The sequence below is a fragment of the Desulfuribacillus stibiiarsenatis genome (assembly GCF_001742305.1).
GTDB lineage: Bacteria > Bacillota > Bacilli > Desulfuribacillales > Desulfuribacillaceae > Desulfuribacillus_A > Desulfuribacillus_A stibiiarsenatis.
Genome location: NZ_MJAT01000002.1, coordinates 1 through 12,977 on the forward strand (window position 1 = coordinate 1; position 12,977 = coordinate 12,977).

The following is a 12,977-nucleotide window of genomic DNA, read 5'->3' on the forward strand; positions in this document are numbered from 1 at the left end:
CGATTACACATGTGGATCAAAAACCAGTGGAGTTTGCAAAACTATCATTCGACACAAGACCCACGCAAACACTAGGCTTCATCACCATTCATTTTCCGATTGCAACAGTAGAAGTAAAAGAAGGTACTTCTAAAGAAACACTTGAAACTGTTTTGCTAGCTTTAAAATCTATATGCTAGGCGACATCACAGTAGCAAAGGAAATCTACTTTGCCTGTGGCTATACAGATATGCGCAAATCGATAGACGGGCTTGCTACCCTTGTTCAAGAAACCTTCGGAATGGATCCTTTTACCCCTAGACTCTATCTGTTCTGTGGCAGAAGACGTGATCGCCTCAAAGCACTGCTTTGGGAAGGCGATGGATTCATCCTCTTGTATAAACGTCTTGAAAACGGAAGCTTCCAATGGCCCCGATCGACAGAGCAAATCAAATCTCTTACCTGGCAGGAATTGAAATGGTTATTAGATGGCTTAGCAATTGAACAACCAAAGGCGATTAAACCAGTAAAACCAGGCGCAATTTGTTGAATAAAAAGTTGCTACAAACCGCGCCAATACTGGTTTTTTGCCTGTTTTCATGGTATAATTTAACCATGAAAATGATGGGAGACAAGCCGTTCATGGATGCTAAGGATACCTATATTCAACAACTAGAAAACACCATAAAGAACTTAGAACAACAACTCCAGAACCTTACCGAGATGGTCATTAACCTCCGTAAAGGTAAGTTCGGTAGCTCCAGCGAAAAGACACATCGTGAAGAGATCAGTGCCCAACTCAACCTGTTTAATGAGGCGGAACTAGAAGCAAATCCTCATATTCCTGAACCCATCGTAAAAAACGTACACGGCTATACGAGACGTGATCCAAAAACCAAACGCGAGATACTACTAAAGGATCTTCCTGTAAAAGAAATCCTATGCGATATTTACAAAGATGATCAGTACTGCGGGAACTGTGCCACCACCCTTAATCCGATTGGTAAAGAGTTTGTGCGTGAGGAACTCGAATACATACCTGCCAAATTACAAATCATCCGTTATGTCCGCATGTCCTATGAATGTTCAAAGTGTAAACATACGGATACACCGTATATAGAAAAGGCGTTAACACCGTCTTCCTTAATGAATCATTCTTTAGCATCTCCTAGTACAGTCGCTCATGTCATGTACCAGAAGTATGTGAATGCCGTACCACTCTATCGTCAAGAAAAGGACTGGGAGCAACTGGGTTTTGCCCTATCCAGAGCAACAATGGCGAACTGGATGATTCGCTGTTCGCAGGATTATCTGTATCCTGTCATCGATTACCTACGGCAACAGCTCCTAAAGCGGGATGTCCTTCATTGTGATGAGACTCCGGTCTAGGTATTAAAGGAAGAAGGCAGAAAGCCGCAGTCCACCTCTTACATGTGGCTGTATCGTTCAGGAAATGATGGGAAACAACCAATCATCTTGTTCGATTACAAAACCACCCGTAGTGGTGAAAACGCTTCCGAATATCTGAAGGGATTTAAAGGATTCCTACACTGTGACGGATACTCTGGGTATAACAAACTTAAAGATGTCATCCGCTGTGGTTGCTGGGCTCACCTACGTCGCAAATTTGTCGAGGCAATCCCCGACAACCAGGCAAAAGATGCTCCACTCACAAATGCAGAAATCGGTCGGGACTACTGTAACCAGCTTTTCAAAATAGAGGAAGAGCTGTCTCAGTTTACACCCGAAAAAAGATACATAAAGCATCTGGAAAAAGCAAAACCAATTCTAGATGCCTTTTGGAGTTGGCTACATTCTGTTCATGCACTAAAGAATTCTACTCTCGGCAAAGCAGTAACATATGCAATGAACCAGAAACCATTTATGGAAAATTATCTACTTGACGGTAGATGTGCCATATCCAATAACGCTGCTCGTCCCTTTGCAGTAGGGAGAACGAATTGGCTATTTGCAGCTACTCCTAAAGGAGCAACTGCAAGTGCGGCAATATACAGCATCATCGAGACAGCAAAAGCAAATGGACTGAACATATACAGCTACCTGAACTATCTTCTCTTATACATGCCGGATACTGATTACCGGAATAGGCCAGAAGATTTAGAAGATTTAATGCCTTGGTCTCCGCGTATACTAGCTGAATGCAAGAACTAGTGCCACATGGTATTAGTTCTTTTTTGGCACCCTGTTATTGAGCGGTTACAAAAAAATTGCTTTTATCACTTATCTTACCTCATAAAAAGAAAGTCCACAAAGTGGTTTGCACTTTGTGGACTGCTTTGTCATACAGTTTAAATCGCTCTTTTCAAAGTTAATTGTATAATCTTCTCTTCCGAATCATCGCTTTTGTTTATAATATTGAACTTCCCATCTTGATATAACATCAGCTTGCTACACGCTAATAGCCCTATTCCAAATCCGTCTTGTTTTTTTGACTCAAATATCTTAAAGATATCTGTCTCAAAGTTGTAATCAAGGGTTCCATTGCTATCTATTATCTTGATGTCAGCGTTGTTGTCATCTGTATCAATATCAAAGTTGATAACGCATGGTATATTCAGTTTTCGAGACTCTTCTGATGCGTTTTTTATGATATTAAACAACACTTGCTTTAGAAAAGTTACATTTGCGATTACGCTTGCATTGCCGTTTATATTTATCTTAATATCATCGCTGTAATAAAACTGAGTATAAACCTTTTGTATGATGTTCGTCATATCACATGATTCAAGTTTCAGGGTGCCATGCTTTATAAATTCGCCATATTGCGTGATAAGAAGATTGATATTTCCTATAGCAGTATTTATCTGATTTGTAAATTTTTGCGTCCTTGCGTCATTATTTTCTAGCATGATGATATCATTAAAACCTTTCACTACTGTTGCGTTGTTTCTTATCTCATGTATTAAGTCGGATGAAAAAACATTCAGTGATTTATCCATGATGATTTTTTCAATCAATCGTTTGTGCTTATTCAGTGTTATGTTGTAAGTATATAAAAGGGTCGAGATTAAGGAAATAATCATAATATAATTCCCAATAACTCCAGGTATTAGTCCGTGAGTTCCCACTACATTTAAGCTCGTGATAGTGCTACCTGTCAACATCGCTATCATTGTAACTTTGACAAATGTTCGCAAATTGATGTTGTGTAATAAATTGACATATCTAAGGACTAGTAGAGGAAATAATAGAGTGAATAAAACGTAAACCTTGTAAACAGTCGCTAATGTTCCGTATTGTGGGAAGTAATAGTCATCAACAATATTGAGTTGAAGAATCCCTAGACTAGTAAAATTTATTACAATTACCATCAATGAACAAGCCATGGATATGAGTAATATAAACGTAGTGAATCTATTTTGAATAATCGTGTATAAAATGGCGGCTAAAGCTGGTAAAAGGAGCAATTGGCCAACTCTAAACACACGAAATAACCATAGAGCTGTGTCTGGACTAAGTTGTATCATAAATAATATGGCAAGGCTGAACTGCCATAAAGATATTGCTACGAGTAGCGCATATACCGAATTTGTAGTTTTATTGTTACCGTATATCTTTCTCAAAAAAGCTATTAGAACAATTGTATAGAGTGAAATTAGTATAGTTAATATAGACATTTGTATTTCCCTACCCTCACAACGCCATTGGTGCCGCCGTATCCATGTGATGTAATGATGAAATCATCTACATTGGTGTGTTTTTTCTCAAATAAGATACCATCATGATATGTGTAATTGCCCTTGCGATATGTTTTAGGAATAAATCCTTCCTTCATTCCAACTAGCGAGGCTATAATTTGACAACCGGCGCTTGCCGCATATGAATGCCCGTACACCCCTTTGATAGACGTGATAGGAATCTCTTTGTTTGTTAGCTCATAGTAATTCTGTAACTCTATTGTATCATTTTCACAGAGACCTAAGGCCTGACTATTTATGTATGATGGTAATCTGTTCCCAATACTCTTAACTAGGATACTTTTTAATTGAGTCCCCTTGGGATCACTTTGAAAGATATTCACTGCATCATTATTAATATAAACGTTCTCTATAGCTCCGTAACATAAATTGCCATTTCTTTTCATAAAGCGTTCTTCTGTCTCCAGTATGAGTAAAGAGCTACCTTCAGAAGGGGTAAATCCGTTACTCGAAAAATCAAATGGGCTTCCTACATCATCAGATGTCTTGCCAATTCCAACGAATTTCATTTTTGCATTCAGTGGGATTGTTCGGTCGCAAATGTTTGCATCTGTTCCACCAACAATTGCTATATCAGCAAATCCAGCTTCCATCAATAATTTTGCATAAAAGATAGCATCTACTCCTGTGGAACAAGAGTTAGTAAGGGTAGATGTAATATTAGTAGTACCGACATATGATGACACGGATAGAGCAATACTATTGTTATTGGCTCTAGCACAATCAAACATCGAGGGATTATCGCTGTATGTTATATCTATAATGTCAGTCATGGTCGTTAAAGTTGATCCGATTAGAACAACTGCATTGCCGAAATCTTCTCGTTTCAAATCGCACGTAGTTAATGCTTGTTTGAAAGCATTCAAAGCTAAGATGCTAGTCCTAGGATACTTTCTGTAAATGCCCGTGGTAAATTCAGAATCTAATTTAGCATTGTCCAATCTACCAGCATATGTTTTTCTACCTTTTTTATCACCGAAATCTACTTCTTCAAAACTCTTAATACTAGAGTCCATGTTTTTTATGAATATATCGTTGTTCTCTCCGTTAAATGAACAAACGCCATAACCAGTGATTAGAATATTTATAAACTTCACTCCCCTTTGCTCTATAGCGAATGATTATTTTCAATTAGAGTTGCATTTTGTATCCGAGGCTGAATGCTCAATAATTTCTTTCACTACGTCCTGCAAATTATGAATGTCAAATGGCTTCGAAATAAATGCATAAATACCATATACTTTTAGAGTATCAATATTATCTTCACTTATATAGGAAGAACTGATTATAATTTTCGCCTCTGTATTTACTTCACGTATTGCTTTGCAAATATCATACCCTAATAATTGACTTCCAAAAAACAAGTCAACAATATAGATGTCTGCCTTTCTCTCCTTTAAATCTTTGTAAAATTCATTAGGATTTGAAAAGCAATCAATCTCAACTATATCTTCAAAAATTGTTGTGTAAATCATGTTAATCTGTTCATTGTCTTCTACTGGTATTAGTAACACCTGTTTATTCCTCCTATAAAGGGGTTCGCTTTTTATATTACAATCTTTTAACTTTTTCGACAATTTCTTGTAAAATCCTTTAAATTCTATTTAAATTAAACTACGACATATCCAACAAAAAATAATGACCTTCTGAACGAAGGCCATTTCAAAAGAACTTTTAAATAAATCTCCTATGGGTCCGTTTACCATCGTATGTGAATACGACATTGCGAGTCTCGACTACTGTCTTTAAGTGGACGTTTCTTCCCCATAAGTAATGTAAATGAGGGATCGTCTTCTCTAGATACTTAATATCAAGTTCAATACCTTCGTACTGGTGCTCTATGAATAGTTCACCGTTAGACATATAGTCCCCGTCTTTTACAAGCAGAACTGGGAACCCACCATTGGTTTTCGAATTTGCTAGAGTATCACGAATGTTCTCCCATCCTTTGTCTACAACCTTCCACTGAAGACCGACTTTTCCGAACAAATATAAGTCTAGCTTTTCCACTAGGTCTTTCGTTAAATAATTGCGTAAGAAAGACTGGTCAGAGTCAACTTCACGAATCTCAAACATAGCATCTCTACCATGTTTACCTTCAATATCTTCGAACATCTTAAGGCCTAAATAGTAGGGATTGATACTAGTCTTGGATGGTTGAATCACCTGTGCATTTAACTTCGCATAATCAATTGATTCCTGACCTGTAAGTGGCAGCTCACGCAGTATTCGCATATGCCAATAGGAAGCCCAGCCTTCGTTATTCTAAGGTGCTTATATTCTTTTAATCAATATTATATAGGTATGCTCATATCATCATGAATTACAATCTTTGCAAATTCTACACTATTCATACCTAACCAATAATGCAAATGAAAGGTATAGTCAATATCTCGTCTCCAAGCCTTGTCTTCACCCCTCTTCTTCTGAGGATCTTCGGGCCCTTTGCCAGTTCTTAACGCATGTGTATCTACCATATTTTCTTGAAAAATTTTCACTGATAAGATAAATTTTTTACCAAAATCCCATTTAGAAATTGCTTCAATTGAATTATTTAGTCCAGACTCTATATTCCGTTGGTATATATATATTAACAACGCCATTTTATATTGTTCATCACTTTTAGACGTTTTCCACATCTTAATGGGGTCGATTGATTTATATAATCCAAGCATATTTTTACTACATTTAAAATTATAGTCTATATCATATGGAAAGTGTGGTATTTTTTTACTAAAGTTATTTTGATTACATTTTAAAATCTTCGCTGATATATTTAATTCTTTAAACTCAAAATTCAAAATTCTGTTAATGTATATTTGTTCGGTCTCGCTACTATTTATATAATAGTCTACTAAAGCCATCTGTACCATTAGATTAAGGCTAGATATCCTGTACTCTTCAGGCAGGCTTTGAATTAATTCGAGTGGATTACAAGTACAGTCCTGATAAATTATATCCTCATTTTTTAAATAATGCTCAACTGTTGTAGTTTTTAATAACCCTTCTACTACATCGATTATATCTTTCGCTTGTATTTCAACCAATCCATACGATAAAATTGATGATTTAATATTATCCCACAATGGATAATCACCTGTATCAAATAGTATTTCCATTGTTCTTTCAGTGATTAATATATTAGCCCAATCCGTATTTTTAAAATCATTCCATAAAAGTAGGTTATTTACGTAATCCTCAAATTGTTGCATATTTCCATCCTGTTGAGGGCATGCAAAGTTAAACGGGTCAATATAAATATTAATCATACTGACTCTCCCTTTTACGCTTTATCATGCCTGCTCTTAATATCGCTGCAGCATTATCTTCATTTTCATCAAAGAAACCTTTTGGCCATTTCTCAATTACTCCATACTTGTTTATTTTAACTGGTCTATATAGAGATTGTCCTCCCTCTTTCTCCACAAAGTATATAATTATCTCTTTAGATAAATTATCTTTTTCTGAAATTGCAGAATGAAATCTTAACCTATTTATGAAATATTCGCTATGCGTTTCTATGATACATTGTTTTTTTAGTTTTATCATTGATACAAAAAAATCAGCTAGTCTATTTTGAACTCGTGGATGAAGATGTAGTTCAGGTTGTTCAAACACGAGCGTTGAACCAGTATCTGCCAATAAAGACTGTACTAATATTGGTAATACCTGACTCACGCCTACACCTACGTGGGTTAAATCATGTAATGTCTCTGCTCCAGGAGCTGAAACCTTTAATTCATGTCCTAATTTTCCTTTATCGGCAGTTTTTACACCGCTTGCAACTCCCATGTATTTTAGCCAATCTAATACTGCTTCTGACAAAGGAACTTGTTCTTCATATGTCTCTATAATATTATTAAAACAACTACTTGGTATATACTTTATCAACATGTTTCTATGAATCTCTAGTACAGCAGCAGTGTTTTCTCCTCTAAATCCAATATCCATTGAATCAGTACCTCCAGAAAAAGGATATACTGGTTTCGGATCATCTCTTAGTGGTCCTAAATATTTCACTTTTCTTCCAAAATACATTTTTATGTAGTCAACAGCTGCATTTGATATATCTGGCAATGGAACAGATGTTAAAGAATATTCTGATCTATTACCTAGCATAATCTTTTTTAAATCAGTTGATATTTTAGCTAAATGTTGTTCAAGTAATCTACGTTCATACTTTTGGGGTAATGACCTTAAACATTTTTTAAAGTTTTCAATATTAAAGTTATTTTCTAATTTATTTTTTGATTTGTTAAACCTATTTTTTATAGTGTCACTATCAATAATTTTATCAAATATGTTAAGCTCTTTTAGGAATACTTCTTTTAGTGAGTCATTAGAGCTTAGAATCTCGTTAAAAGTTTTTATATTCTCAGAATCTAAATATTCATAATCGGAAATTAGATATTGTATTATTCGCTCAACTTTTTCTTCGATAACATCATATATATATGTGATTCTGCCAGGTAAAAAATGCATTAACGATGCCCCAACTAATTTGCTGTTGCTTAAAAAACGTCTCCCATAAAGATTTTTCCCTAAGTTATTGACCTTAACTACTTCATAGTCATTAAAGTGTGCATTTAATGAATCTCTAATTTTGTAATTCTTTAATCTATTCTCTATTCCTTTCTCGCTACGTTTTAAGTGTATTTCTGAATCATGATCAGCAAAAACTGACCTAACCCTTAGCTGCGAACTCTCCAATCTTGGTTGGAGCTGGTGAATATCTTTTTCATCGTAAGCCCCTTTTGCAGAGAATATATAACGACAATCTATCTCTTTAATGTCTTCGCTATTATGACTAAATTCTATATAGTAATTCCTGTGAGATGGAATCATTTTACTTTCTTTATTTAAAGGTGATAGATTAAAGCCAATAAGTATTTCATCCTCAACTGCATTGTTTGATATCACATCATCAAATGCCCCTAGTCGTATAATGTGACCATTTAATATCACTGCCTTAGAATTTACTGGATTTTGAAGAGTTTGTGTAGTTAATAATATGCTTTGAATAATAGTGCTTTTACCAGAACTATTAGCACCTGCAAAAATCGTAAGGGGTGCAAATTCTAAAGTAGTTTCTTTATAGATGGATTTAAAATTCCTTAAGGTCCAGTTTTTAATCATAGTCGTATACCCTCACTTTCATATTTTTCATTCATAAATTTTTTAGATTTTACAGCATGTCTTATTTGATTACTACACTATACTATCATTTCACAAAAGTTTTGTATTATCTTCTACATTAAACATGTTTCACCTTTGTTGCAATTTGTCGCATATTGTCGAATCGAAATATTTTTTATCATTTCTTTCCAAACACCGATAGACATCTTCTATCTTTACTGTTATTTCTTTCCTAATAACCGAATCAGTGTTTATAACCTTGTCCATCTGTCTATAATGATGAACATGGACAAGCGAGGACAACCTATACAGGGTAGGACAAGCTATCAAAATGTTGCTATATCAACTCGGTAATTGGCAGCGTTCGGGATGCCAAACATGCTTAATCCCCGAACATCCCCAAACTTGTCCCACTTTCATTCTTGCCTAATTACCGAAATTGCTCATAAAAAGAGCTTGCCCGAAGGACAAGCCAGTTTTATGTAATATCAGAGAAGTTAATTTGATCTCTTTTTAACTCTAGCATTTGGTTATAGGTAAACTTTGAAGATGCTAGTTCATATTTTAAATTTATTTCAATTTCGTACTTATCTTTTCTTAGAGCCTTGACAACAATCGAATCTACTATATCCGTGACAAGCATTCTCCACTCTCGGTCGGTAACATCGCTGCGATGCTTACCTAAACTGCTTAATATAGGAATCCAATGCTCTTTATGGGTAAATACTTCCTTGATTTTCTCTATATTATCTAAAATATCGTTAATTCGATTTTGTATGTTTATCTTTTGCTGAACCAAGTGGTTTCGATATAGTGTGAAGCTTTCGAGAATATCACTATTATCTTGATTGTATACTCTTCTAGACAGACGGCTTAATTTAAATTCGACTACTGTTATCTTATTGTTGTAACTATCGATATCATCAGAAATAGCGGCTTTTTCTTGTCGCATTTGCTTGATGTCATTTTCTAAGCTTTCTTTAATTTTATTAATAATTTTCTCATTGTCTGTATTAATGATTAACTCTAATCGCAGACGATTTTGGATATTTAAATCAAGGCGTTAGGACACTAATCTGACTTTTTTACAAGAACGGTTCGTACACAAATATAGCCTACTCCCAGATCTACCACTATTTGTTTCTTGATTCACGACTTTCAGTTTATTATTGCAATGCCCACAATATATCAAATCTCTAACAAGATAAGGTGTTTCATAAAATTTCGGATCTATTTCTTTCTGGCTTTTCTTATGCATTAAGAAGTAGCATCGGTCCCAGGTTGCTTGAGATATTATTGGCTCTATATTTTCTAGTTTGGCTAGTATTGGATCTTTGTCAATATTATCGTCATGATTTGCCCTTAAACCCCATCTCTGTAAACCGATATATTTGGGATTTTTCAGAATGTACTCAACCTTTTGCCTAATCCATTTTTTATCATTAGTAAGCTCATAAATATATTTGGCAACTTATTGCAACTTTGGCCTTCTGCATATAATTCGAAAATCTTTTTTACGGTATTAGCTTCGGAGGGTATCTGCTCAAAGGATTTTTCCGTAGGATTATATTGATATCCATAAGGGATTCTACCACCTAATGGTTTACCTTCTTTAGCACTAGCTTCCGCTTTACTTCGAGTTCTATCTCTGTTTTGATCGACCTCGTATTTTGCAATTGCACTTTTTAGAAAACCAAAGATATCTTCTGGTTCATCATCAACACTGGGTGGTGAGTCTGAAAGTATAACAATAGGTTTATTAGCAGCTGCAAAAACTGAGCGTATCTCACTAGTTTCAAGAGGGTCTCTACTAATGCGATCAATTTTGTACACTGCTACATAATCGAATATGTCATCAGTCAGATCATTGATCAATTCATTTAGCTGCTTGCGTTGGGATTTTGCTTTCTTAGTTGCTGATACACCTTGGTCTGTGTACCATTTTACTATTTCTATTTCATATTGCTTCGCAAATGTATTCATTGCATCAATCTGTAAATCTAAGTCTTGCTTGTTTGTAGAAACTCGCCCGTAGAAAGCACATCTTTTGCCTAATTGAAATACGTCATTAAGATTCAATATTACCTCCTCCAGTCATATTATTAAGAGGATGTTTAAACTCAATGTCAACAGAAGTTCCTTCAACGTAAATATGATTGATTATGTCTTGTAAAATCTCTGGTGATCCCAGTTCTATAGAATCTATTGCAAGCTCAACTGTTCTAAATGATTTGTTTTTCTAATTCGTATATTTCTTTAGTGAAATGTTCTATCTCATTGCGCTTCGTTCTATATTCAGTATAGATATTACGTATTTCAGTATTATCTATTTCGCCTACATTCAATGTCGACTCAATTGCATGAAAGAGCATATCCTTTAGTTTCTCAATTTCTTTGATATTATCACTTATTTTCTTCTCAATAGATACAACGTGACGTTTGCAATATCTAGAAATAAGTTCATTGTAGTCTGACGTAAAGATAGTGGAAATATATTCGGTAGTATCTTGTAAAACTAAGCTTTCAAGATCATCTTTCTTTAGATGTGTTTTGCTTTTCGTGCAATGATATATGGGTTTAGATTTTCTACCTTTTAATGGATTATAACAACGCTTGCATATTACGATTCCGATTAGGAAGTAATTAAGGTTTAGTGGTTCCTTTGCTTTTTTATGTTTTTTTGTAGATTCAAGAATGTCATAGACAACCTGCCATTTCTCTTCATCTATAATTTTTAACATTTTATATTCTTGAATCATTGGTTCAGCGTTAGGAACCTTAAAGATTCTAATTCCTTTATATGTGGAGTTCTGTAATAGTTCTCGAATGTATGTTGGGGTCCATTTTCGTTCAGTGCTATGTGATTTAGCAAAGTCAGCCAATTCATTTAAGGTATGGCCGTTATAGAGCATTTCATAAAGTTCCTTTACTAAAGAAAGCTTTTGCTCGTTTCTTTCTATGGAATTATCAAAAGTATCGTAGCCAAATGGAAGGGGACCTTTATAGTTTCCTGAACGAAAGGCAGCTACATTTTTGGCCCTGATGCGCTCATGAATCTGTTTACCTTCCAATTGAACCATATAGCCAACGAATATCTCATAAAACTCTCCATTTGCTGAATATTTCATCTCCTGTTCATCATCAGCAGTAAAGAAGACGTTAACATTATATTTTTTGAAAATACGGTAGAGTTTGATGTGTTGAATGACATTCCTTGCTAATCGATCTCTTTTATAGACGAGTACATTTTTCACTTTACCTTCTCTTATATAACTTAGTAGTACCTTTAATTGTTCTCTTTCGTCGATGTTCGTTTTTCTCGCCGATATGGCATCGTCAATTAGTTCTTTATCGATGATAAGATGATTAGCTGCTGCTTTTTCAAACGCTTTATACCGCTGCATTTGAATAGAATGCTGTTGCATTGTAGTAGAACGTCTATAGTATGCAATAGTTTCCATAGGGTCACCCCTTGCTTTTTATTAAATCCTATGCAGAAAAAATGGGATTAGCCCTTTTTGTCCGACTTTTGCTCGACATAGTTAATTAGCTCTTTTTTCGCAATACTAACCCGTATTTCAAACCATTTTTCATTAGAGGTCTCATAATATACAACTGTCCTTTTCGTAATGTGCAATGATTCTTTCTCTCGCTTTTTCGTTATATAAATCACCACTTTCAAGATTGGAGGTATTAACTAATGAATTATTTTGGCCCTAAGTTGCGTTTAATTCGAATGCAAAAAGGTATTGGCTTAAACCAATTAGCAAATAAGCTTGATATTTCTTCAGGGTATTTAAGTAATTTGGAACGAGGGAAAACAGATACCATTCCTCTTACCTTACTCAATAGACTAGAACAGGAATTGAGCTTGTCCGTTTCTGAATTAATTGGTGGAAGACATGATAACCACGCCCAAGGCCAACCCTTTGACGAATACGACTATCGTTTGAAAATCTGCTTCAACGAGTTAGCTGAACTTCAGAAAAAAGACATCGGTTTTGCTGACTATCTAATCACTATTGTTGAAAAAGGGTTGGAACTTTCTAAAAAGCAATGAGGTAAATCTAAGCGCTTTAGCTATAAGTTGCTCAAAGAAATATAAAAATATTCATTATGTGAGCACTGTTTTTATCTATGAAT

At 35.0% G+C, this 12,977-nt stretch carries 11 protein-coding genes and 2 pseudogenes; 3 read left to right on the forward strand and 10 right to left on the reverse strand.

What is annotated here, in order from left to right; all coding sequences use genetic code 11:
- Positions 1–172 precede the first annotated feature (172 nt).
- On the forward strand, positions 173–529 hold the full coding sequence (tnpB, locus tag BHU72_RS01870; RefSeq protein ID WP_069700937.1) for an IS66 family insertion sequence element accessory protein TnpB: 357 nt from the start codon (positions 173–175) through the stop codon (positions 527–529).
- Positions 530–621: 92 nt separating this feature from the next.
- Positions 622–2,151, forward strand: a pseudogene (tnpC, locus tag BHU72_RS01875) (IS66 family transposase).
- Between the two features lie 137 nt (positions 2,152–2,288).
- Here the strand turns inward: tnpC and BHU72_RS01880 are convergent.
- The 10 genes and pseudogenes from BHU72_RS01880 to BHU72_RS01920 all read right to left on the reverse strand — a co-directional run bounded on the left by BHU72_RS01880 (position 2,289) and on the right by BHU72_RS01920 (position 12,295).
- Positions 2,289–3,467: a sensor histidine kinase gene (locus tag BHU72_RS01880; protein ID WP_176720375.1), complete on the reverse strand. Its 1,179-nt coding sequence runs from the start codon at positions 3,465–3,467 to the stop codon at positions 2,289–2,291.
- Positions 3,468–3,604: 137 nt separating this feature from the next.
- Positions 3,605–4,795 carry a beta-ketoacyl synthase N-terminal-like domain-containing protein gene (locus tag BHU72_RS01885; protein WP_069700939.1) on the reverse strand — a complete coding sequence of 397 codons (1,191 nt, stop codon included), beginning with the start codon at positions 4,793–4,795 and terminating at the stop codon, positions 3,605–3,607.
- Between the two features lie 30 nt (positions 4,796–4,825).
- On the reverse strand, positions 4,826–5,212 hold the full coding sequence (locus BHU72_RS01890) for a response regulator (RefSeq protein WP_069700940.1): 387 nt from the start codon (positions 5,210–5,212) through the stop codon (positions 4,826–4,828).
- Between the two features lie 160 nt (positions 5,213–5,372).
- Positions 5,373–5,960 (reverse strand): annotated as a pseudogene (locus BHU72_RS01895) (SpoVR family protein); the annotation flags it as partial.
- Positions 5,961–5,992: 32 nt separating this feature from the next.
- Entirely contained in the window at positions 5,993–6,967 is a 975-nt protein-coding gene (locus BHU72_RS01900; protein ID WP_069700942.1) for a hypothetical protein, read from the reverse strand.
- Positions 6,960–8,834 (reverse strand): DUF3696 domain-containing protein, encoded by a 1,875-nt coding sequence (locus BHU72_RS01905; RefSeq protein WP_069700943.1) that lies wholly within the window; start codon positions 8,832–8,834, stop codon positions 6,960–6,962. Before BHU72_RS01905 ends, BHU72_RS01900 begins: the two co-directional genes overlap by 8 nt.
- A gap of 478 nt (positions 8,835–9,312) precedes the next feature.
- Positions 9,313–9,786 (reverse strand): hypothetical protein, encoded by a 474-nt coding sequence (locus tag BHU72_RS01910; RefSeq protein ID WP_069700944.1) that lies wholly within the window; start codon positions 9,784–9,786, stop codon positions 9,313–9,315.
- A 111-nt stretch (positions 9,787–9,897) separates the two neighbouring features.
- Positions 9,898–10,293 carry a recombinase family protein gene (locus BHU72_RS16455; RefSeq protein WP_083248211.1) on the reverse strand — a complete coding sequence of 132 codons (396 nt, stop codon included), beginning with the start codon at positions 10,291–10,293 and terminating at the stop codon, positions 9,898–9,900.
- On the reverse strand, positions 10,236–10,913 hold the full coding sequence (locus BHU72_RS01915; protein ID WP_069700945.1) for a recombinase family protein: 678 nt from the start codon (positions 10,911–10,913) through the stop codon (positions 10,236–10,238). Before BHU72_RS01915 ends, BHU72_RS16455 begins: the two co-directional genes overlap by 58 nt.
- A gap of 143 nt (positions 10,914–11,056) precedes the next feature.
- Complete coding sequence (locus tag BHU72_RS01920) at positions 11,057–12,295, reverse strand: recombinase family protein (RefSeq protein WP_069700946.1); 1,239 nt, start codon at positions 12,293–12,295, stop codon at positions 11,057–11,059.
- 239 nt (positions 12,296–12,534) lie between these two features.
- Here BHU72_RS01920 and BHU72_RS01925 point away from each other — a divergent pair, with 239 nt between their 5' ends.
- The gene (locus tag BHU72_RS01925; RefSeq protein ID WP_069700947.1) at positions 12,535–12,894 is read left to right on the forward strand and encodes a helix-turn-helix domain-containing protein; all 360 of its coding nucleotides are present in this window, start codon (positions 12,535–12,537) and stop codon (positions 12,892–12,894) included.
- Positions 12,895–12,977 lie beyond the last annotated feature (83 nt).

Bases quoted from the DNA above. Each gene is read 5' to 3' on its own strand.
- tnpB (WP_069700937.1), top strand. From the start codon at position 173: ATGCTAGGCGACATCACAGTAGCAAAGGAAATCTACTTTGCCTGTGGC.
- BHU72_RS01880 (WP_176720375.1), bottom strand. From the start codon at position 3,467: ATGATACAACTTAGTCCAGACACAGCTCTATGGTTATTTCGTGTGTTT.
- BHU72_RS01900 (WP_069700942.1), bottom strand. From the start codon at position 6,967: ATGATTAATATTTATATTGACCCGTTTAACTTTGCATGCCCTCAACAG.
- BHU72_RS01905 (WP_069700943.1), bottom strand. From the start codon at position 8,834: ATGATTAAAAACTGGACCTTAAGGAATTTTAAATCCATCTATAAAGAA.
- BHU72_RS01910 (WP_069700944.1), bottom strand. From the start codon at position 9,786: ATGCGACAAGAAAAAGCCGCTATTTCTGATGATATCGATAGTTACAAC.
- BHU72_RS01920 (WP_069700946.1), bottom strand. From the start codon at position 12,295: ATGGAAACTATTGCATACTATAGACGTTCTACTACAATGCAACAGCAT.
- BHU72_RS01925 (WP_069700947.1), top strand. From the start codon at position 12,535: ATGAATTATTTTGGCCCTAAGTTGCGTTTAATTCGAATGCAAAAAGGT.